Raw genomic sequence first — 20,897 nt, 5'->3', positions numbered from 1 at the left:
CTTCCCAAGCTCACGCTGGACATCCCCTCCGGCTTCATGCAACGTGCCCGCACGCTCACGACCCGGGCCGCGATCATCGCCGCCGCCGTGCCCGTCGGGGCAGCGATCGCACTCACCGTCACGGACAAGATCCGACGGCGCCTGCACCCGCTCACGTCGGACTTCCCCACGGAGAAGCCGCTCACCGAGCACATCGACCAGACCGCCACCACCGTCTACACCTACGGTGCCGACCTGTTCGAGGCGATGCTCGAGGCCATCGCGGGCGCCCGCAAGACCGTGATGCTGGAGTCGTACATCTGGAAGAACGACGCGATGGGGCAGCGGTTCAAGCAGGCGCTGATCGACGCCGCCGCACGCGGCGTGGACGTCTACGTCATCGTCGACGGCTTCGCCAACCTCGTCGTCCCGTACTCGTTCTTCCGCTTCCCGCCCGCCGTGCACGTGCTGCGCTTCCCGGTGCTGCGCCCCGGGTGGGCGTACCTCAACGTGCGCACGTCGGGCCGTGACCACCGCAAGATCCTCGTGGTCGACGACGAGACCGGGTTCGTCGGCGGTTACAACATCGGCTCGCTCTACGCCACCCACTGGCGCGACACCCACGTGCGCCTCCAAGGGCCCTCCGCGTGGGAGCTGCGCAACGCCTTCGTCGACTTCTGGAACCGGCACCGCAAGCAGCGCCACCCCATCCTGGCCGACGCCGGCTCCGGTACCTGGCTGCCCCACCTCAAGGCCGCCCGCAACGCGCCGTCCGAGCTCGTGTTCCCCATCCGCGGGATCTACCTCGACGCCATCGACCGGGCCATCAGCCACGTCTACATCACACAGGCCTACTTCATCCCCGACCACGACATCCACGCCGGGCTGCTGGCCGCCGCCTCCCGCGGCGTCGACGTCCGCGTCCTGGTACCGCACCGCTCCAACCACGTGGTCGCCGACTGGCTCGCCCGCGGCCAGTACGCGTCCCTGCTGCGCGGCGGCGTGCGGATCTTCCTGTACCAGGGCGCCATGGTGCACGCCAAGACCGCCACCATCGACCGCCGCTGGACCACCATCGGCACCGCCAACATCGACCGGCTCAGCCTCACCGGCAACTACGAGATCAACCTCGAGATCGTCGACCCCGGGCTGGCCGGCCGCATGGAGGACATCTTCGCCATGGACCTGTCCAACGCGCAGGAGCTCACCCTCGCCCAGTGGGAGGAACGCGGCACCCTCGCCAAGATCGCCGAGTCCCTCATCATCCCGCTCCGGCCCCTGCTCTAGCCGCCGCGGCGTCGGCAGAGCCCCGCACCAACGCACCGCTCGCGCCGTCCTCCCACCGTGTCCGAGGCAGGGCGTCCGGCGCCTCCCGCTGCAACCAGGTCACCAGCCCTTCACGCACCAGGCACCGCAGGTCCCACAGCGCCGAGCTGTCCGCGCCACTGACCAGCGCCCGGGCCCGCACCACCCCCGACACCGCCGAGGTGACCTGCAGGTTCACCACGCGCCCGTCCCACAACGGGGACTCGGTCACGAGCCGCCGCAGCTCCGCCCGCATGGCGTCCAGCGGCACCCGGAAGTCGACGTCGATCTCGATGGTGCCCAGCACCTCCGAGGACTGCCGCGTCCAGTTCTCGTACGGCGTCGACGTGAAGTACGTGCACGGCAGGATCAGCTTGCGCTCGTCCCAGATCCCCACCACCACGTAGGCCAGGGTGATGTCCTCGATCGTGCCCCACTCGCCCTCGACGACCACCACGTCACCGACCCGCACCGCGTCGCTGAACGCGATCTGCAGCCCCGCGAACACGTTCCCCAGCGCCGACTGCGCCGCCAGCGCCGCCACCACGGAGAGCACCCCCGCCGAGGCCAGCAGGCTGGCGCTCGCTGCCCGCGCCTCGGGGAACGTGAACAGGACGGCAGCGCAGGCCACGACGGACACCAGGCCGATGGTCAGGCGGCGCACGACCATGATCTGCGTACGCAGCCGGCGAGCGTGCCGCCCCGAGAGGCGGCTGCCCACCCGGTGCAGGGCCCGGTCCTCGATCACGAGCGCGATCGTGGCGACCATCCAGGCCGAGCTGAGGATCACGGACACGAGCACCACGTGCTGCAGCACGGGCAGCCAGTGGTCCCCCCGGTTCGCGGTCGACCACACGGCGATCCACATCCCGAGGACCATGAACGTGGCGTGCGCCGGATTGCGCAACCGGAGCGCGATCTCCCGGACGGTGTCGTGGCTCCGAGCGGCGTACCGCACGAGCTTCGAGACCAGAGTCACCGCGAAGTACGCCACCGTGACCGCAAGGACCACCCACCCCAGCGTGACGGCGAGATTGGTTGCCTGTTCGATCTCTTCCTCTGCCACGGGCACAGCGTCGCCCACCTCCACCACATGCCGCAAACTCCGCATCCCGGACAGGACGGGTTCCGGGTGAGATTCACCCGTGACGGCGGGGCGGACGAGCGTGCGTCACACCGCCAGCGACTCCCCCGGCGACAGCCGCGCGTAGGTGTACTCCCCGCCGAGCCGCGCCGTGTCCAGCCACCGCCCGGTCAGCGTGTGCCCGACCTCCGACAGGAGCGCATCGTGGATCGGTACGACGGCGCTCGCGGGCACCGACCGGGCGAAGTCGATCGCCTCGGCCAGCTTCATCCACGGCCCGGACACCGGGACCAGGAGCACGTCCAGGCCGCCCTCGGGCAGTGCGGCCGGCGCCACGTACGAGTCGCCGGGGTGGTAGGCGCTCGCCCCGCCGATTTCCACCAGGTACGTGGCGTTCACCGCTCGCGGCACCTCCGGGTGGATCAGCGCGTGGGCGCCACCACCGACCGTGACCCGCGCGCCGGCCACGTCCAGCACCTGGCCGGACTCCACCTCGTGCACCTGCCCGGCGGGCGCGCCGCCCTCGCGCAGTGCGTCCGCCGCGGGACCGGTGGCCCACACGTGGACGTCGGGGGCTGTGTCGAGGTGCTCCACGAGGGTGGGGACGTCCACGTGGTCGACGTGGTCGTGCGTGAGCAGCACGGCCGCGGCCCTCGTGAGGGCCGCGGCGGTGTCGCTGAAGGTGCCTGGGTCGATCACGAGGGTGCCGCCGCCGTCGGGCAGCGGGAGGGAGACGCATGCGTGACCGTGGAAGGTGAGCTGCATGCTGGCAGGTTACGCTTGCCTCCCGGATACGGCAGACCGCCTGGTCGGGGTGCGGAGCAGCCCCGTTCCAGACGGCTGAGTGAAGCGTGGTGGTGGTCCGGTCAGCCGGCTGACCGGGCCGCCCGGCGTTGGGCGAGCTCGTCGCCCTCGACGACGGGGACGTCGCCGGTCTCGCCCTGGTCGAGGGTCTCGGTGGGCATCTGGGCCAGGGTGCCTTCGATCTCGCGCCAGACCCGCCCGACGGCGATGCCGAACACGCCCTGCCCGCCGGCGACGAGGTCGACGACCTCGTCGGGTGAGGTGCACTCGTACACGCTCGCGCCGTCGGACATGAGGGTGATCTGTGCCAGGTCGTCGACGCCGCGCTCGCGCAGTGCGGTCACGGCGGTGCGGATCTGCTGCAGGGAGACGCCTGTGTCGAGGAGTCGCTTGACCACCTTGAGCACGAGGATGTCGCGGAAGCTGTACAACCGGTGCGTCCCGGATCCTGTGGCCGGCTTGATGCTCGGCTCCACGAGGCCGGTACGGGCCCAGTAGTCGAGCTGACGGTACGTGATGCCGGCAATGTGGCAGGCCGTGGTGCCGCGGTAGCCCGTCGTGGCGTCCTGCTCCGTCAGGTCCTCACCGAAGAGGAGACCCTGCGCGCCGTGCGGGACCGTAGCGCGTGTGGCTCTCTCACCGCTGGTGTTCACTGTGCCTCCTGGGGTGTCGTGGCCACGCTATGGCGCGTCGAAGGTGATTTCAAAGATGCGCGCCGTGAAACCCTCGGCGTGTCGCGAGTTCGTCCACTTTCAGCCGGTTCGGCCACCACCCTGGTTGCCGCTGCCGGGGGGCCCGAGGAAGTCTTCGGGTGTGACGTGGTCCAGGAAGTCGCGGAACCGCTCGACCTCGGCCTGCTGGTCGACGTCGACGATCTCGACACCGGCCAGGGCGACGATCTCGGCGGAGCACAGGACGGGGCTGCCGGTGCGCACGGCCAGCGCTATCGCGTCGGAGGCCCGGGAGTCGAGGTGCACGCCGTTGCTCAGGATGAGCTCGGCGAAGTAGATCCCGCCTTCCAGGGCGACGATGTCGACCCGTTCGAGGGTGACGCCGACGGCGCCGAGCACGTCGCGCAGCAGGTCGTGCGTCATGGGGCGGGGTGTGGCCAGGCCCGCCTGTGCCATCGCGATGGCGCTGGCCTCACGTGCTCCGATGACGATCGGGATGGCCAGGTCGGCGGCGCTGTCGAGCAGCAGCACCACGATCTCCTGATCGCGCTGCTGCTGTCGAACGCCGAGGATCTCCACGGGGACCATCGGCACGTCGTCCGGCCTCACGCTTTCACCGTACGGCGTCGGGTGGTCACTCGTCGCGCGCTCGGGACAAGTTCCTGGTCACGAACTGGTCGCCGGGCGGCAAAGGCGGGTGATTTTTTGGGCGTGCGGAGGCGCGGACGGGTGGCGCGGGCGCCGCGCGGGGAGGGCGTCCGGTGTGGTGGGGCGGTGTTCAGCCGAGGTCGTCGATGCCCTGGCGGACCCAGGCGGCGTGCAGGCGGGTGAACAGCTCGCCCATGTCGCTCGCCATGCTCGCGGCGCGGCCGCGAGCGGCGGTGGCCTGCTGGCTGCGCAGGGGTGCGACGACCTGGTCCACGAGTGCGACCTGCCGGTCGGCGGCGGTGCGGAAGGAACGCAGGTGGCGGGGTTCGATGCCGAACTCTGCCAGGGCGCCCGCGATGCGGGCGACCTCGACGGCTCCCGAGCCGAACGAGCCGCCCGACGCGGGCAGGAGGCCTGCCTGGGCGAGGTCCTGGACGAACTCCTCGGTGACGCCGGCGGCGTCGGCCACGGACTGCGCGGTCCAGCGGCGGCGGGCGGGTGAGCCGGTGCCGGCCAGGCGGGGTGCGGGGTGCTCGGCCGAGTCCGGGTCGGCGTCCATCGCGGCGAGGCGTTCCTTGATCACCTTCAGCGGCATGTAGCTGTCGCGCTGCTCGGTGAGGACGAATCGCAGGCGTTCGACGTCGGCCTGGCTGTACTGGCGGTAGCCCGACGGCGTGCGCACCGGCTCGATCAGGCCCTGCTCCTCGAGGAAGCGGAGCTTGGAGTGCGAGACGGACGGGAACTCCTGGCCCAGGGCGCGCAGGACGTCGCTGATGCGCATGGTGGGCTGGCGGGAGATCCCGCGGGGCCAGGGCGCGTCGAAGCCGTCGTCCGGCTGGCCGTGCTCGCCGTCGTGGGCGTGCTCGTGGGCGCGGTCGTGGCGTGGGTCGGTGCCGCCGTGGACCCCACGATGGTCGCGTGCGGCGCCGGCGGTCACGGGGCGGGCGTCCCCGCGCCCCACTGCGCCGGCGACTGCGGGCTGGCGTGGAAGGTGAGACGGAACTTGCCGATCTGCACCTCGTCGCCGGTGACCAGCGTGGCGGCGTCGATGCGGCCACGGTTGACGTAGGTGCCGTTCAGGGAGCCGATGTCGCGGACGACGAACGAGTCGCCCTCGCGCACGAACTCGGCGTGCTTGCGGGACACGGTGACATCGTCGAGGAAGATGTCGGCCTGCTCGCTGCGGCCGGCGACGCTGCGGCCGGTGTCCAGGAGGAAGCGTGCGCCGAACCCTGGCCCGCGCTGCACGATGAGCAGCGCGGAGTGTCGCGGCAGTGCGGCGACGGCGGCGGCTTCCTCCGGGCTGAGCGCCGTGCGGGGCGCCTGCTCGTCGGAGGTCGGGAACGCGATGCGACCCAGGTTGGCCGTGGTATCGGGCCCGACCGGATGGGCGCTGGGGTCCGTCATCAGGTCTCCTCGGGTGCGATGGTGATGTTCGGGGGACTGCGGTGGTGAACTGCGGTGACGATGAGGCGGGTGCTACGTGGGGACAACGGCTGGGACCGCGTCCGGGTTCCACTCAACCTACCTCGATCGAGATGGACGCGGGAACCAAAGACGGGAACCAACCCGGATAAAACTACCCACGTCGTGCCGGTTCCGCATGCCGGTTTCCACAGCCCTGTCCGAAGCTCTGTCCGGAGCCCGGTCCGATGGGCCCGTGATCGGGCCGCGCGCACGGCCGAACGTGGCAGGGGTCACTCGTCCTCGGCCGGTTCGGCATGCTCCGGTTCGCCCGGGATGCGCACCGCGTCGACACTGACCTGGTCGGAGACCGTCGTGGTCGCCTCGCCGCCCTCTTCCCGGATCCGGGGCAGCGCACCGCCGGGGATCTCGAGCGCGCGGTCGATCGTCTCGGGGTTGCCGATGGCCGTCCACTCGTACGGGGACGTGATGGCCGCGCCGTCGAGCACGACGCCGCCGCCCGAGTCGATGAAGTAGCTGGTGGTGACCAGCCGCACCCCGTTGACCTGGATCGCCTCGGCTCCCGCGTTGCGCAGCTCCTCGAGGAGGTTGAACAGGACCTGCGCCTCCAGCGGCCGGTCGCCGTCGGCCACGTGGATCTGCACGCCCGGGCCGTGGGCGGGGAGCCTGCCGGAGAGGATGCCCTCCTGCTCGGCACGCTGCCGTGCGAGGTCCCGCGCCGCCTGGTCGCGCCCGTCCTCGGAGCGCAGGTCGTCCCGGATCTCCTCCAGGTTCGCGACCTCCGCGTCGAGCTGTTCCGCGCGCTGCGTCACCTCGTCCAGGAGCCGCACCAGCTCGTCCTGGCGCAGGCTGCTGAGCTGGTCGCCCGTCGACTGCCCCACCTGGACCGCCAGGGCGAACCCCAGCGCCAGGCACAGCAGGCCGGTGAGCAGCTCCGAACGGGTGCCACGGGGCCGCAGGAGCTGTGCCACGCGCTTCCAGCCCGACGCCGGTTCCGGCTCCCGGGGTTCAGACTCGGTCTGGTCCTGGATCTGGTCCTGGATCCGGTTCTCGGTACGGTCCTCGGTCTGGTCCTCGGTGCCGTCGCGCTCGTCGCCCATGCTCACGCCTTGAAGATGTGCCGGCGGATCGAGGCGGCGTTCGAGAAGATCCGGATCCCGAGCACGACCACCACCGCCGTCGACAGCTGCCCGCCGACGCCGAGCTGGTCACCCAGGAACACGATGAACGCCGCCACCACCACGTTCGACAGGAACGACACCAGGAAGACCTTGTCGTCGAACACACCGTCGAGCATCGCCCGCAGCCCGCCGAACAGGGCATCCAGCGCCGCCACCACCGCGATCGGCAGGTACGGCTGCAGCATCAGCGGGACGGTCGGCTGCAGCACCAGGCCGGCGACCACCCCGATCACGAGCCCGACGATCGCGATCATCCGTTGTCCTCCTCGGGACGGTCCTCTGTGGTTGGTGGTGTGGCTGGTGCGTCCGTGGTGGGCTCGTCCCGGTGCGCGTCCCCGGAGCGCGGAGCGTGCGCGTACCGCAGCGTCGGGGAACCCGTACCCGGCAGGTACATCCCCTCGCTCGTGGTCACCTCGTTCTCGATGCCGTACTCCGCGCTCAGCAGCTGCAGGAACCCCAGCCCCGCCGACCGCGCGAAATCGACCTGCATGTCCTCCGGGTCCCCCACCGCCTCGATCGTGTACGTCGGCCCGTTCAACGGCTGCAGGTCCACCAGGATCGCGTCACCCGCGTTCCGGATCGCCGACAACGACGTCAACCGCTCGTCGTTCACCGCCACCGCCTCCGCACCCGCCGCCCACAGCTCGTTGACCACGAACTGCACGTCCGCGTCCCGCACCCGCGACTCCGCCGGCGCGTCACCCGGCTCCACCAGCCCACCACCCGCGCCGTCCGTCAGCTTCACCACCATGCCAGGACCCCGCACCGGCACCGCACCGTTGACCCACCGGTCCAGCTCGTTGATCTCGAGCAGCGCGGACGGCAGCAACCCCCCGGTCCGCAGACCGTCCACCTCCGCGCTCAGCACCGCGGAACGCTGCGACAACGCCTCCACCTCTCCACTGCGCTCCTGGATCTGCTCCATCAGCACCGTCCGCCCCTTCGCCACCACCGGCTGCGGCGCTCGCAGGTCGATCACCGCGACGGTCGTCGCCGCGCCGAGCAGGAGCGCGACCAGCAGCAGGCCCACCACGCTCACCCCGCTGCGGCGCGATGTCGTCTCCCCCGCCGCGCGCCGCTGCGCCATCTGCGCGTACCCGGGGTCCAGGGGGCGCTCGGTGACCTCGCGCAGCAGCGTCATCGACTCGTCCGGGCGACGACGCGCCCCACCCCCTGCCGTGCCCGCCGTCCGGTCCACCGCGGTGCCCGGAGCGGTCATGCCCTGGCCGCCAGGCGCCGCACCTGGGCGACGTACTGGAGCCCCGCGAGCCAGTACAGTCCGACACCCCACCAGGTGAAGGCCCAGCCCACCACGTGCGCGCTGGCCCCGACCCAGCCGGGTACCTCCGCGAGCAGCAGCAGCGGGAACGCGTACAGCAGGGCGAACGTCGCGACCTTGCCGACCAGCGTCACGTTCAGCGTGCCGTACCCCAGCCGAGCCAGGACCGGCACCGTCAGCGCGAGCAGCACGTCACGCGCGATGATCGCGATGACCAGCCACGGCGGCACCACCTCGCGCCACGCCAGACCGATCAGGGTCACGAAGATGAAGAGCCGGTCGGCGAAGGGGTCCAGGATCTGCCCCAGCCGGGTGACCTGGTTCAGGCGACGGGCCAGCACACCGTCGAGCCAGTCCGTGGCGCCCGAGACCGCAAGGACCAGCAGGGCCCAGCCGTCCTCGCCCACGACGATCAGCACGGCGAAGACTGGCACGAGCGCCAGCCGCACCAGGCTGATGATGTTGGGCACGGTCAGGACCCGGGAGCTCATCTCCGCCCCAGTGGACACGCACACCGCCCTTGCTCACGCCGGTTTCGTCTCGCCGCAATACTACGGGGCGGGCGTTGCATATCCGCACTGGCGCGCCGTCCGACCGCTCCGCAACGCCCTCACCACCGACAACATCACCCGCGTGCTGCACGTCACGCCGCCCACATCTGTGCCGAACGCCCCCACAGCCGATAGGGTGGTGACACATCCCCTTGGAGTTCGTCGTCATCCCGTGTGTGCACACAACGTGCGAGACAGGCCCGCAGCCTCGGTTGCGGGGAAGGTGTTTCGGGAGCAAGCGACGCGAGGGTCCTCACCTCGGCCCTGACTCCCCTTCCGACGACGAACGGTGCATCACTGCATGTCTATCGACACCCATGACCTGATCGTGCCCGCTGAGCTGGCAACCGAGCAGGCCATCGCCGACACCGGCGACCAGACGACCCCCGAGGCCGTCACCCACTCCGAGGACACCACCTCGACGAGCAGCACCCCCGAGGACCCGACCACCGAGGCGCCCGCCCCGGCAGTCACCGAGGACACCACCCCGGAGCGCGCCGCCGAGCCCGCCGCCGCGGCCACGCCCGAGCCGGCCGCCGCACCCGCCGAGCCCGAGCCCACCGGACCGACGTTCGCCAGCCTCAACCTGCCCGCGCCCCTCATGGCCGCGGTCAACAAGCTCGGCTTCGTCACCCCCTCGGCCATCCAGGCCCGCGCCATCCCCGAGCTGCTCTCCGGCCGCGACATCACCGGCGTCGCCCAGACCGGCACCGGCAAGACCGCCGCGTTCGGCCTCCCGCTCCTCGCCGCCGTCGACCCCAAGCTCCGCAAGGTGCAGGCTCTCGTGCTCGCACCCACCCGCGAGCTCGCCATGCAGGTCGCCGACGCCATCGAGTCCTTCGCGACCGAGCTCGACGACGTCCGCGTCCTGCCCGTCTACGGCGGCGCCCCCTACATCCCCCAGCAGCGCGCCCTGCGCGACGGCGTCCACGTCGTCGTCGGCACCCCCGGCCGCATCAAGGACCACCTCGACCGCGGCGCCCTCAAGCTCGACGACATCCGCTTCCTCGTCCTCGACGAGGCCGACGAGATGCTCCGCATGGGCTTCGCCGAGGACGTCGAGGAGATCTTCGGCCAGGCACCCGCCAAGCGCCAGGTCGCCCTCTTCTCCGCGACCATGCCCCCGGCCATCCGCAAGGTCGCCGACCACCACATGACCGACCCCGTGCAGATCGCCGTCACCCGGCAGGCCTCCACCGTCACCGCGGTGCGCCAGACCTACGCCGTCGTGCCCTTCCGCCACAAGGTCGGCTCCCTCGCCCGCGTCCTCGCCACCTCCGACGCCGACGCAGCCATCGTCTTCACCCGCACCCGCGGCGCCGCAGAAGACGTCGGCTCCGCCCTCATCGAGAAGGGCATCTCCGCCGCCACCATCTCCGGCGACGTCGCCCAGAAGGAACGCGAGAAGATCGTCGAGCGCCTCCGCTCCGGCGCCCTCGACGTCCTCGTCGCCACCGACGTCGCCGCCCGCGGCCTCGACGTCGACCGCATCGGACTCGTCGTCAACTTCGACGTCCCCGGCGAGCCCGAGGCCTACGTCCACCGCATCGGCCGCACCGGCCGCGCCGGACGCACCGGCGAAGCACTCACCTTCGTCACCCCCCACGAGCGCGGCAAGCTCCGCAGCATCGAGCGCACCATCCGCGCCTCGCTCGAAGAGGTGGAGATCCCCTCCCCCCGCGACGTCTCGGCCCACCAGGTCAAGCGCGCACTCGGCAAGGTCGCGGCACGCCGCGAAGCCGGACGCCTCGACATGTACACCGAGATGATCCGCACCTACGCCGAGGAGAGCGGCACCGACCCCGTCGAGATCGCAGCCGCCATGGCGGCGCTCGCGGTCGGGGACGACGGCCCCCGTGCCCGTGCGGAGCAGGAGGAGTACGAGCGCGAGCGGACCGAGGCCAAGTCGGCAGCGGCCCGGCGCACCTCCCGTGACGGCGACCGCCACGAGCGTTCGGGTGACCGTTCGCCGCGTGGCCGGTCCGAGGGCGACCGCGGCATCCGCCGTCCGGCCCGGGGCACGCGCTACCGCATCGCCGTCGGCCACACGCACGGCGTGCAGCCGGGCGGGATCGTCGGCGCGCTGACCGGCGAGGGTGGCATCACCGGTGCCGACGTCGGCAAGATCGACATCTTCGGCAGCTTCTCGCTGGTCGACATCATCGCGCCGCTGGACAACGAGGCGCTCGACCGCCTGGCCCGCGCCCGCGTGGCCGGCAAGCCGCTGCGCATCACGCTCGACCGCGGCCCCGCGGCGCGTGCCGGTGGCGACCGCGCACCCCGGAGCGGTGGCGACCACCGCCGCCCGGACGGCGAGCGTGGCCCCCGTGCCCGCACCACGCCCCACTGGGACGCGCGCACCAGCCGCTGAAGTCCCTCGAAGTAGAACCAGGGCGAGATAGAACCCTGGCGAAGCAGAACTCTGGCGAGATGGAACCGCACACGCTGCGGTCCTGTCTCGCCAGAGTTCTACTTCGGCTGAGTTCTACTTCGGCTGAGTTCTACTTCGGCTGAGGGCGGCCGGGCTCGTCAACCTCGCCCAGCTCGGCGATCAGCGCCACCAGGCGGCGGGCCTCGGTCATGCCGTGCTCGCCGTCCGCACGCTGGATGCCCATGACCGCCAGTACGTCGCCGTCGGCCAGGTCCAGATGGACCCACGGGTCGTTGGGCCCGAACCGCACGGCCACGATCTCGGCCCACGCCAGACGGCGCCTCTTGACGTAGTTGATGACGGTGAGCCCGGCCGGGTCGGGCACGGCGCGCACCGCACCGAAGCGCCAGGCGATCACCGCTCCCAGCAGCCCGAAGATGATCATCGCGACCCGGTTCGCTACGTCGGCGGTGTCCGACGCCAGTGCGACGAACGTGCAGCCGCCGGCAGCCAGGGCCGCCACGCCGTAAGCCGTCGCCGTGCCGAAGCGACCGCGGAAGGTACGGAAGCGGTCATCGCCCCGGCCGTTGCCCAAGGCGCCGCCGCCCCCGTCGGTACCCGTCCCCGCACCCATGAGGCCTACAGTCGCGAGGCGTGGATCGACGTCACGATGATGGCGCGCGCACCGACGTCGTACAGCGCGTCCATGATCCGGTTGGTCTCCCGGCGCGGAACCATGACGCGCACGGCGCGGGCGTCGCTGTGGTGCTGCGCCGAGACGGTCGGGGACTCCTTGCCCGGCGTGATCGCCACCGCCTGCTCCAGTCGTGACTCCGGGACCACGTAGTCCATGAGCACGTACTCGCGGGCCGTGATCACGCCCTCCAGGCGACGGGTCAGGATCTTCAGGCCGGCCGGCGGCTCAGCGTCCGACTGCCGGATCAGCACCGCCTCGGAGCGCAGGATCGGGTCGCCGAACACCTCGAGGCCCGCGGCCCGCAGGGTGGTGCCGGTCTCCACGACGTCGGCGATGACGTCCGCGACGCCGAGCCGCACGCTCGACTCCACGGCGCCGTCCAGGTGCACGATCGCGGCGGGCTCGATGCCCTGCTTCGCCAGGTGCTGGGCCACGAGCGTGGTGTACGACGACGCCACGCGCCGCCCCGCGATCTGGCTCACCTCGGTCACCGGGTCGGTCGCGCCGGGGCCGGCGGGCGCCGCGTACCGGAACGTGGACCGGGCGAACCCGAGGCCGAGGTGCTCGACGGCGTCCGCACCCGAGTCGAGCATCAGGTCGCGGCCGGTGATCCCGACGTCGACGGTGCCGGTACCCACGTAGACCGCGACGTCGCGCGGCCGCAGGAAGAAGAACTCGACGTCGTTCTCGGGGTCGGCGAGCACGAGCTCACGGGTGTCGCGGCGCTGGCGGTAGCCCGCCTCGCGCAGCATCTCGGAGGCGGGACCCGACAGGGCACCCTTGTTGGGGACGGCGATACGCAGCATGTGGTTCTTTCCTCTCTGGGTGTACGACGGAGCTGAATGCGGGGTCCGGGTCTCGGCCCGGAGACCCCGCTACAGATGCGTGTACACGTCCTCGAGGGTCAGTCCTTTGGCAACCATCAGGACCTGCAGGTGGTACAGGAGCTGGGAGATCTCCTCCGCGGTCTCGCTGTCCGACTGGTACTCGGCGGCCATCCACACCTCGGCGGCCTCCTCCACGACCTTCTTGCCGATCGCATGGACGCCGGCATCCAGCTGGGCCACGGTGCCGGAACCCTCTGGACGGGTCTCGGCCTTCTCGGTCAGCTCGGCGAACAGGGTCTCGAAGGTCTTCACGGGCTCAGCCTAGTCGGGCATCAGGGGCACTACCCGCCGCCGTCCCACGTTCTGGCCAAGTTCCGGTTATGGCGCTGGCCACTCCGGCGGCAGGGCGCCGTCAGCCGTGGGCGTGAGGACACCCTGGTAGGGCGTGATCAGCGAGGGTTCCTCGATCTCGCCCTCGCCGCCCCATGCGCCGGAGAGAATGACGATGACGGTGCCGTCCTCGGCCCCGCGACCGGTGGCCGGGTCGAGCGGGTCACCGTCCGGGTAGGCGCCACCGGCGGTACAGGTCTCGGGCGTCGAGACCACAGGGATCCGGTCCCCCGCCGAGACCGGCAGCTCTGGCGGCTGCTCCGCCCCGGTCCGCAGTGGTTCCGGTCGTTCGAGCACCCGCTCGACATCGAACGTCCAGCGGTTCGCGTCGACGCCGTAGAGCTCTACGGTGCCCGCCTGCTCCACGGCGGTCCCCAGGAGCACGGCGCCGGCGGCGGACGCCGCCTCCCGAGGGCTCTCGAAGCTGATCCAGTCGAGACACGTGGTCCCGGGCGGATCGGTCGGCAACGGCTCCGGCGCATCCTCCGACACCGCCGCACCCGGCGGGCCTTCCCCTCCCGTGGGTCCGGCGGTGGCGCACGCGGCGAGCACGGTCGCCACGGCCACAGCCACGGCGACCGTCAGTACTGCGGTTGGTCGCGACCCCCCGGCAGTGTGCGCGGCCGACCGTCGAGCAGACGAGGTTCTCATGCCCAGTGAATGTGCCGAGGCCCCCGGTTCTTTCGGGCTTGTCGTGAGGTGTTCTGACCGAGGTGGGTTGTTGTGGAGACGCCTGGCACACTATTAATAGAGGTGAACCCAGTCGTGGTCCGAGCCATGGTCGGCGGCGTGTCGACAGCCTCAGGTCATGCGGAACAGGTCACGCAGCGTCACCGCCGTCGCGACAGCAGCCTCCGCCGCCTCCGCGCCCTTGTCCTCGCTCGATCCCTCAAGGCCTGCCCGGTCCAGCGCCTGCGCCTCGTCGTCGCAGGTCAGGACCCCGAAGCCGACCGGGACACCGGTACGGACGCTGACGTCCGTCAGGCCGGTCGTCGCGGCCGAGCACACGTACTCGAAGTGCGGCGTCCCGCCCCGGATCACCACTCCGAGTGCCACGACGGCGTCCGCTCCCCCGGCGGCCGCTCTCGCCGCGGCGACCGGCAGCTCGAACGAACCAGGCACCCGGACCTCCGTCCAGTCCGCGCCCGACTCCCCCAGTGCCCGGCGAGCGCCGGCGAGCAGCCCTTCCATCACCTGGTCGTGCCAGCTGGCCGCGACCACCACGACCCGCAGCCCCCTGCCGTCCACTGTCACCTTCGGTGCTCCGGCGCCGCTCATGCGCATGCTCCTTCGTCCTCGTTGCTGCTTCGTTCCATGTCCAGGGTGTCGAGGCGGTGCCCCATCACCCTCCGCTTGGTCTCCAGGTACCGGCGGTTGTGCACGCCGCGCCCCACCACGAGCGCCCGGCGCCCGACGACGTCGGTACCCGCCGCACGCAGACCCGACACCTTCTCCGGGTTGTTCGTCAGCAGCGTCACGCCGTCGAGCCCGAGGTCCGCCAGGATCGCCGACGCCGCGCCGTACTCCCGCGCGTCCACCGGCAGCCCGAGGTCGACGTTCGCCTCCACGGTGTCGCGGCCGCCGTCCTGCAGCGCGTACGCCTGGATCTTCGCCGCCAGGCCGATGCCCCGGCCCTCGTGGCCTCGCAGGTACACCACGGCGCCGCCCTCTGCGGCGACCGCCGCCAGCGAAGCCTCCAGCTGAGGGCCGCAGTCGCACCTCAGCGAGCCCAGCGCGTCACCGGTGAGGCACTCCGAGTGCACCCGGACCAGCGAGCCGCGTGCGGAATCCTCCCGCCCCGACCCGCGTGTCGCATCGCGGCCCGCACCCTCCTGCCACGGACCGGTCAGCACCGCCGGCGTCAGCGCCAGGTGCTCCGCACCGGACCGGAGGTCCCGGTAGGCCACCACCCGGAAGTCCCCGTGCTGCGTCGGCAGCGACGCCTCCGCCACCCGGTGCACCCGGTCGGCCGGGACCGCTTTCCCGGCCTCGGTGCCGGACGCCGGCGCAGGGTCGTGCGCCCGACGCCATGCCACCAGGTCCGCGACCGTCAGTACCACGAGCCCCTTGTCCAGGGCCAGCGCACGCGCCTCGGTGAGCCGCATGACGGCGCCGTCGTCCCGGACGAGCTCGGCGATCGCGCCCACCTCACCCAGATCCTGGCCGGCCCTGCCCGCGAGCCGCACCAGGTCCACCGCCGCCTCCGTGTGGCCCGCGCGCTCCAGCACGCCGCCGGCCCGTGCCCGCAGGGGCAGCACGTGCCCGGGCCGGATCAGGTCCCGTGGACCCGCGGCCGGATCGCCCAGCACACGCAGCGTCCGCGCCCGGTCCGCCCCGGATATCCCCGTCGTCACACCCACGGCGGCATCCACCGACACCGTGTAGGCCGTCCCCCGCGGGTCCTCGCTCCGCTCGACCATGAGCGGCAGCTCGAGCGCGTCCGCACGGTGCGCAGGCATCGGCGCGCACAGGTACCCCGACGAGTGCCGCACCGTCCAACCCACCCACTCGGCGGTCGCGACGCTGGCCGCGAGCACGACGTCCACCTCGTTCTCGCGACCCGCGTCGTCCGCCACCAGGACGGGGCGGCCGGCCGCCAGCTCGGCCAGCGCCCGTTCGACCAGGCCAGCCTCCGTCGGACCTCCCGCGGAGCTCGCACCCCCGGAAGGGGCGTGCATCGTGTGCACCGTGCTGCCCGCGCTCATCGCGCGGCCCCGGCCAGGTCGCCGACGAGGGCCGCACCTGGTGCGCCCGGCACCGACGCGCCCGCCACCATGAGGCGTTCGACGTACTTCGCGAGCACGTCCACCTCGACGTTGACCGCATCGCCCGGGACCAGCCGGCCGAGCGTCGTCGCGGCGAGGGTGGTCGGGATGAGCGACACGCCGAAGCCCTCGTCCGACACCCAGGTGACGGTGAGCGAGACCCCGGACAGGGCCACCGACCCCTTCTCTGCCACGTACCGGGTCAGGGCGGCGGGGGCGGTGAGCTCGAGGTCGTCCCAGCGCGGCCCCGGTGTGCGGCGCACCAGCGTCGCCACGCCGTCGACGTGCCCCTGGACCACGTGCCCGCCCAGCCGGCCGTTCGCGGGCAGGGCACGCTCCAGGTTGACCACGGAGCCCGGGACGAGGCCGCCGAGCGAGCTGCGGCGCAGCGACTCGGGCATCACCTCGGCGACGAACACGCCGTCCAGCACCGAGGTGACCGTCAGGCACACTCCGTCGACGGCGATCGAGTCGCCGGGGCGCGCGTCCGACGTCACGAGCGGGCCCGCGACCGTCAGGACGGCGTCGCCTGCGGTGTCGGCCGCAGCATCGCCGCCCGGGTGGTCGAGCGCGACGACAGAGCCGAGCTCCTCGATGATTCCGGTGAACATCAGATCTCCTCCTTGGTGTGCCGGCTGAGCCGACCTGACTGGACCGACTGAACCGACTGAGCCGGCTGAACTGACTGGGCGGGCTCTGCGCGGCGCGCGACCATGAGCACGTCGTCGCCCAGCCGGGTGATGTCCTGGGTAGTGAAGCGCGCGGCCTCGCCGATGGTGGTGACGCCGAGGTCGCCGACGGCGGTCGCGCCCGCGCCGAGCAGCACCGGCGCCACGTACGCGTGGAGCTCGTCGACCGCGTCGGCGGCGAGGAGCGCGGTCGCCAGGGTGGGGCCGCCCTCCACGAGGACGTGGCGCACCTCGCGCTCGGCGAGGCGCTGGAGCACGACCTCAGGGTCGTGCTCCGGCAGGTGGATCAGCTCGCCCCCAGGCCCGCGCAGGCGGGCGTCGTCGGGCACCGGGCGGCGGCCGACCACGACCCGCAGCGGCTGGTGCTCGAACAGGCTGCCGTCGATGGTCCTCGCCGTGAGGGTCGGGTCGTCCGCCAGTGCCGTCCCCGAGCCCACCGCTATCGCGTCGACCTGCGCGCGGACCGTGTGGGCGTGAGCACGCGCCCGCGAGCCGGTGATCCAGCGGCTCGTCCCGTCCGGGGCGGCGACGCGGCCGTCGAGGCTGGTGGCGAGCTTGAGCGTCACGTAGGGGCGACCGGTCCGGACCGCATGCAGCCACGTCCGGAGCAGGTTCTCCCCCGCGTCGGCGAGGATGCCGGTCGTCACCTCGATCCCGACGGCACGGAGCCGGTCGGCACCGCCCGTCGCGACCGGGTTCGGGTCGGCGACCGCGACGTGCACCGCGGCGACACCGGCCTCGATCAGGGCGTCGGCGCACGGCCCGGTGCGGCCGTGGTGGGCGCACGGCTCGAGCGTCACGACCGCCGTCGTGCCGCGCGGGTCGATGCCGCGCGAGCGGGCGTCCGCCAGTGCGGCCGCCTCCGCGTGCGGCGTACCCGCGCCGCGGTGGAAGCCCTCGGCGACCGTTCGACCGCCCGGGTCCAGGAGCACGCAGCCGACGCGCGGGTTCGGGCCGTACGACGGGCCCTGTGCGGCCAGTGCGAGAGCGCGGCGCATGGCGGTCTCGACGCGCGCTCCCACGGGTGTGGTCGCGTGTGCCGCGGCGCGGTCCTGTGGTGCATGGGTCATGCGGTCCTCCCCGAGCTTCGGCGCTCCGGGGTGGACGACGGGAACGCGGACGAGGCCGACCGGCCCCTGCCCGCGCGCACGACGTCACGACGTCGCACGCCCCAGGGGACGGCGCCGCCGCACGTGCTTCCTCCCATCCGGACTTTCACCGTCGGTCCTGGAGTTTCACCAGATCAACCGGCCCTCCTTGCGAAGGACGCGGGTCGCGGACTGTCACCGCCGGCTCGGAATTACACCGACCCCGGAGCACGTGTGTGCGTACTGCTGCTTGCCAGCATGCCACAACTCCCGACGCCGTCGGCATGGCTTGCGTCACACCGGGCCTGCCACCCTGCCCGCCGCCCGACCCGTCGTCCGTCTCGCCACCCGGCGCCGACGGATCACCCACTCGGCGAATGCCGCGTTGATGACCCACGCGGCGGTCATGAGCACCGTGTTGGTCACCGGGCCCGGGATGCCCGCGACCACGATGAACGGGCCGAGGAGCAGCGCCTGCGTGCCGGCGCCCATGGCCAGCGCGTACGCCCGCACCATCCACGCCCGGTGGGTCACGAAGTCACGCCGCAGCGCCGCACGCACCCCCAGGACCAGTGCCACCACCATCACGACGCCGACCACGTAGCGGACCCCGTTGACCACCGCGGTGTCCTTGGCGGGCATGTCGTAGAACGCGGTCATCCAGAGCCCCGTCAGCGCGGTACCGAGGCCCGCGGGGAACAGGACGCGGCCCGCCAGGCGGTGCCAGCTGCGCCGCCGCAGGCTCGGGACGAACTGGAACGCACCGAGCAGGCTGTAGACCGTGACACAGACGATGTGCACCAGCACCGGGATCGGCTGGGTCACGAAGCGGGCGTTCTCCGTCGTGAGCGCCGGGTCGGCGGCCAGCTCGGAGACGCGCACGGCGCCGCCGAGCGCCGGGACGAGCGCCAGCAGAAGGAGCCCTGCGGGCACCAGCCACTCGCGGCGGCTGGTGGACCTGGTCATCACCTGGGGTGTTGTCATGGTGCGAGCCTGCTTTGCCAGCCCCCTGCAGGTCATCGGCCCGCGGACCGGTCTCGACCTGGCCGAAAGTACGAGGTGTCAGGACCGCCGGGCGGACCGTCCCGGGCGGACGCGCCCCGTGTCGTACGCCCAGAGCGCCACCTCGACGCGGTTGCGCGCGCCCAGCTTGGTCATCAGGTTCGCGACGTGCGACTTCACCGTGCTGAGCGTGACGAACAGCTCGCGCGCGATCTCGGTGTTCGTGCGTCCGCCGGCCACCGCCAGCAGGACCTCCTCCTCGCGTGCGGTGAGCGGGTCCAGCGGCTGGGCGGGGACGTCGAGCGGACCGGCGTCGGCGAACGTGCGCAGGAGCCGCGTGGTGACGCTCGGCGCGATCAGGGCGTCCCCGGACGCGGCGGCCCGGACGGCCTGGGCCAGGAGCGCCGGCCCGGCGTCCTTGAGCAGGAAGCCACGAGCACCGGCCCGCAGGGCGGCGTACACGTACTCGTCCAGGTCGAACGTGGTGATCACCACGACGGCGAGCGGGTCGGCGACGTCGGGCCCGGCGAGCAGTCGCGTGGCCGCTATGCCGTCGACGTCCGGCATCCGGATGTCGAGCAGGCTGACGTCGGGGCGCAGCCGCCGCGCGAGCTCGACGGCGGCCCGGCCGTCGGCGGCCTGCCCGACGACCTCGATGCCCTCCTGGGCGTTCAGGATCATGGAGAGGCCCGTGCGGACGATCTCCTGGTCGTCGGCCACGAGGACCCTGATGCTCCGGGCCTCCATGACCTCGCGGCCCGTCATGCCGCCCGCCGGCCCGGGGACGCCCGCCGCGGCGCCGGCCCGGTCGACAGCGGAAGCACCGCCTCCACCGTCCAACCGAGGGCGCCGGGCCCGGCCTCGAGCGTGCCACCCAGGAGCGCGGCACGCTCACGCATACCGGCCAGCCCGTACCCGTCGCGGCTCGCAGGGGCCGGCGCACCGCCGTCGTCGGACACCCGGAGCCGGACGGACGTCTCGCCCACCGTGACGTGGACCGCGATCCGGGTGGCGCCCCGGGCGTGTCGACGCGCGTTCGTGACCGACTCCTGCGCGATGCGCTGCACCGCGCCGCCCACGGCCGCCGACACCTGGGCGGGGTCGCCCTCCAGGTCCACCTCGACGCGCGGCGCTGCAGGGTCGGCGAGACGTCCGACGTCGGCCAGGACAGGGCCGGGAGCGAGCTCGTCGGCACGTCCCTCGCTCTCCTCGGGGCGGAGCTCGTCCGACCGCAGGACGCGGACCAGCGTGCGCATCTCGGCCAGTGCACGGGAGGCCTGCTCCTCGATCACGCGCAGGGCGTCGGCCGCGGCACCGGGATCGGTCTGCGACACGGCAAGCCCTGCCTGTGCCCGCACCGCGACGGCCGAGATGTGGTGCCCGACGACGTCGTGCAGGTCCCGGGCCAGTCGCTCCCGCTCGAGCAGCACCACCCGCTCGCGTTCGCGCCGGCGCGACCCGGACCGGTACCGGAGCGCCAGGCCGAGCGCGAACGTCGAGCCGAGGATCAGGCAGCCGACGCCCACGTCGGCGAGCGTGAGGAAGCCGAGCGCCGCGTTCATCCCCATCTTCGCGAGGACCACCGCCGCGCCGAGCACCATCGACCGCCCGCTCCCCCACCGGAACAGCGCGTACGCCAGGACCAGCATGAACACGTTCGAGGCGAAGGCCAGGTCTCGGCCGAGAACGAGCGCCGGTGCCGCCGACGCCACGAACGCGACGGCGACCATCGCCAGCGGATGCGTCCGGCGCCACAGCAGCGTCGGTGCGAGCACGGCGACGGTGGCGAGCTCCAGCCACCGTCCCTGGACGTCCGCGCGCGTGATCCCTTCGATCACCGCGCCGCCCACGACGACGGCGACGAGCACCCAGTCCCGCCACACCCGGATAGGTGCATCGACGGGCCGCGGTTCGTCCCAGACCGAGCGGATGGCGGACACGGGCTCATGCTACGAGGGCCCGAGGCACCGCCGGATCAGGCAAAAGTACGAGCAGGGCTCGCCGGTCGGTGGTCGCGCCTCCTGGCTGGTGGTGAGGTCCCTCCTGGGCGGAGGTGGTGCGACAGGCGCTTGGCACACTTTTTCTGGAGGAGGAGGGATGACGGGAGCAGCCCGACGGGCCGCCCGTCCCGCGCACAGCTC

23 protein-coding genes and 1 riboswitch are annotated in these 20,897 nt (G+C 72.3%); of the genes, 2 read left to right on the top strand and 21 right to left on the bottom strand.

Annotated elements, in window-relative coordinates:
- Nucleotides 1-36: 36 nt before the first annotated feature.
- A complete protein-coding gene (locus tag LUM46_RS04260) occupies nucleotides 37-1,266 on the top strand; it encodes a phospholipase D-like domain-containing protein (RefSeq protein ID WP_374726992.1) in 1,230 nt (409 codons plus the stop codon).
- Here the strand turns inward: LUM46_RS04260 and LUM46_RS04255 are convergent.
- The 10 genes from LUM46_RS04255 to clsA all read right to left on the bottom strand — a co-directional run bounded on the left by LUM46_RS04255 (nucleotide 1,241) and on the right by clsA (nucleotide 8,885).
- Nucleotides 1,241-2,350, bottom strand: coding sequence for a mechanosensitive ion channel family protein (locus tag LUM46_RS04255; RefSeq protein ID WP_274992475.1), 1,110 nt, complete (start codon nucleotides 2,348-2,350; stop codon nucleotides 1,241-1,243). The two genes, LUM46_RS04260 and LUM46_RS04255, sit on opposite strands and share 26 nt — an antisense overlap.
- A gap of 105 nt (nucleotides 2,351-2,455) precedes the next feature.
- Complete coding sequence (locus LUM46_RS04250) at nucleotides 2,456-3,133, bottom strand: MBL fold metallo-hydrolase (protein ID WP_274992474.1); 678 nt, start codon at nucleotides 3,131-3,133, stop codon at nucleotides 2,456-2,458.
- A gap of 101 nt (nucleotides 3,134-3,234) precedes the next feature.
- Nucleotides 3,235-3,825 (bottom strand): MerR family transcriptional regulator, encoded by a 591-nt coding sequence (locus tag LUM46_RS04245; protein ID WP_274992473.1) that lies wholly within the window; start codon nucleotides 3,823-3,825, stop codon nucleotides 3,235-3,237.
- Between the two features lie 99 nt (nucleotides 3,826-3,924).
- A complete protein-coding gene (locus tag LUM46_RS04240) occupies nucleotides 3,925-4,431 on the bottom strand; it encodes a bifunctional nuclease family protein (protein ID WP_274992658.1) in 507 nt (168 codons plus the stop codon).
- A gap of 190 nt (nucleotides 4,432-4,621) precedes the next feature.
- Nucleotides 4,622-5,428 (bottom strand): transcriptional regulator FtsR, encoded by an 807-nt coding sequence (gene ftsR / locus LUM46_RS04235; protein ID WP_274992472.1) that lies wholly within the window; start codon nucleotides 5,426-5,428, stop codon nucleotides 4,622-4,624.
- Complete coding sequence (locus tag LUM46_RS04230) at nucleotides 5,425-5,898, bottom strand: FHA domain-containing protein (protein ID WP_116675148.1); 474 nt, start codon at nucleotides 5,896-5,898, stop codon at nucleotides 5,425-5,427. Before LUM46_RS04230 ends, ftsR begins: the two co-directional genes overlap by 4 nt.
- A gap of 290 nt (nucleotides 5,899-6,188) precedes the next feature.
- Nucleotides 6,189-7,016 (bottom strand): DUF881 domain-containing protein, encoded by an 828-nt coding sequence (locus LUM46_RS04225; protein ID WP_274992471.1) that lies wholly within the window; start codon nucleotides 7,014-7,016, stop codon nucleotides 6,189-6,191.
- A gap of 2 nt (nucleotides 7,017-7,018) precedes the next feature.
- Entirely contained in the window at nucleotides 7,019-7,351 is a 333-nt protein-coding gene (locus LUM46_RS04220) for a small basic family protein (protein WP_274992470.1), read from the bottom strand.
- On the bottom strand, nucleotides 7,348-8,316 hold the full coding sequence (locus LUM46_RS04215; protein WP_274992469.1) for a DUF881 domain-containing protein: 969 nt from the start codon (nucleotides 8,314-8,316) through the stop codon (nucleotides 7,348-7,350). Before LUM46_RS04215 ends, LUM46_RS04220 begins: the two co-directional genes overlap by 4 nt.
- Nucleotides 8,313-8,885 (bottom strand): cardiolipin synthase ClsA, encoded by a 573-nt coding sequence (gene clsA, locus LUM46_RS04210; RefSeq protein ID WP_274992468.1) that lies wholly within the window; start codon nucleotides 8,883-8,885, stop codon nucleotides 8,313-8,315. Before clsA ends, LUM46_RS04215 begins: the two co-directional genes overlap by 4 nt.
- A gap of 343 nt (nucleotides 8,886-9,228) precedes the next feature.
- On the opposite strand from clsA, the gene LUM46_RS04205 reads away from it, so the two are divergent.
- Complete coding sequence (locus LUM46_RS04205; protein WP_274992466.1) at nucleotides 9,229-11,298, top strand: DEAD/DEAH box helicase; 2,070 nt, start codon at nucleotides 9,229-9,231, stop codon at nucleotides 11,296-11,298.
- 130 nt (nucleotides 11,299-11,428) lie between these two features.
- Here the strand turns inward: LUM46_RS04205 and LUM46_RS04200 are convergent, their stop codons facing one another.
- The 11 genes from LUM46_RS04200 to LUM46_RS04150 form a co-directional block, all read right to left on the bottom strand.
- Nucleotides 11,429-11,932, bottom strand: coding sequence for a PH domain-containing protein (locus tag LUM46_RS04200; RefSeq protein WP_274992465.1), 504 nt, complete (start codon nucleotides 11,930-11,932; stop codon nucleotides 11,429-11,431).
- Nucleotides 11,933-11,937: 5 nt separating this feature from the next.
- Nucleotides 11,938-12,801, bottom strand: coding sequence for an ATP phosphoribosyltransferase (hisG, locus tag LUM46_RS04195; protein WP_274992464.1), 864 nt, complete (start codon nucleotides 12,799-12,801; stop codon nucleotides 11,938-11,940).
- 69 nt (nucleotides 12,802-12,870) lie between these two features.
- Nucleotides 12,871-13,134 (bottom strand): phosphoribosyl-ATP diphosphatase, encoded by a 264-nt coding sequence (locus LUM46_RS04190; protein WP_274992463.1) that lies wholly within the window; start codon nucleotides 13,132-13,134, stop codon nucleotides 12,871-12,873.
- A 66-nt stretch (nucleotides 13,135-13,200) separates the two neighbouring features.
- Complete coding sequence (locus LUM46_RS04185; protein WP_274992462.1) at nucleotides 13,201-13,785, bottom strand: hypothetical protein; 585 nt, start codon at nucleotides 13,783-13,785, stop codon at nucleotides 13,201-13,203.
- A gap of 228 nt (nucleotides 13,786-14,013) precedes the next feature.
- On the bottom strand, nucleotides 14,014-14,490 hold the full coding sequence (ribH, locus tag LUM46_RS04180; RefSeq protein ID WP_274992461.1) for a 6,7-dimethyl-8-ribityllumazine synthase: 477 nt from the start codon (nucleotides 14,488-14,490) through the stop codon (nucleotides 14,014-14,016).
- A complete protein-coding gene (gene ribB / locus LUM46_RS04175; protein WP_274992460.1) occupies nucleotides 14,487-15,890 on the bottom strand; it encodes a 3,4-dihydroxy-2-butanone-4-phosphate synthase in 1,404 nt (467 codons plus the stop codon). Before ribB ends, ribH begins: the two co-directional genes overlap by 4 nt.
- 23 nt (nucleotides 15,891-15,913) lie before the next feature.
- Nucleotides 15,914-16,588 carry a riboflavin synthase gene (locus LUM46_RS04170; RefSeq protein WP_274992459.1) on the bottom strand — a complete coding sequence of 225 codons (675 nt, stop codon included), beginning with the start codon at nucleotides 16,586-16,588 and terminating at the stop codon, nucleotides 15,914-15,916.
- Entirely contained in the window at nucleotides 16,588-17,736 is a 1,149-nt protein-coding gene (gene ribD / locus LUM46_RS04165) for a bifunctional diaminohydroxyphosphoribosylaminopyrimidine deaminase/5-amino-6-(5-phosphoribosylamino)uracil reductase RibD (protein WP_274992458.1), read from the bottom strand. Before ribD ends, LUM46_RS04170 begins: the two co-directional genes overlap by 1 nt.
- Before the next feature lie 119 nt (nucleotides 17,737-17,855).
- Nucleotides 17,856-17,990: riboswitch (FMN riboswitch) on the bottom strand.
- Between the two features lie 58 nt (nucleotides 17,991-18,048).
- Nucleotides 18,049-18,738 (bottom strand): DUF2306 domain-containing protein, encoded by a 690-nt coding sequence (locus tag LUM46_RS04160; protein WP_274992457.1) that lies wholly within the window; start codon nucleotides 18,736-18,738, stop codon nucleotides 18,049-18,051.
- Between the two features lie 78 nt (nucleotides 18,739-18,816).
- Nucleotides 18,817-19,521 carry a response regulator gene (locus LUM46_RS04155; protein ID WP_274992456.1) on the bottom strand — a complete coding sequence of 235 codons (705 nt, stop codon included), beginning with the start codon at nucleotides 19,519-19,521 and terminating at the stop codon, nucleotides 18,817-18,819.
- On the bottom strand, nucleotides 19,518-20,696 hold the full coding sequence (locus LUM46_RS04150; protein WP_274992455.1) for a sensor histidine kinase: 1,179 nt from the start codon (nucleotides 20,694-20,696) through the stop codon (nucleotides 19,518-19,520). Before LUM46_RS04150 ends, LUM46_RS04155 begins: the two co-directional genes overlap by 4 nt.
- Between the last annotated feature and the right edge of the window lie 201 nt (nucleotides 20,697-20,897).

It is taken from the genome of Promicromonospora iranensis (assembly GCF_028994805.1).
Lineage (GTDB): Bacteria > Actinomycetota > Actinomycetes > Actinomycetales > Cellulomonadaceae > Promicromonospora > Promicromonospora iranensis.
The sequence above is the reverse complement of the archived record's forward strand: the minus strand, read 5'-3'. Positions and strand labels throughout refer to the sequence as shown.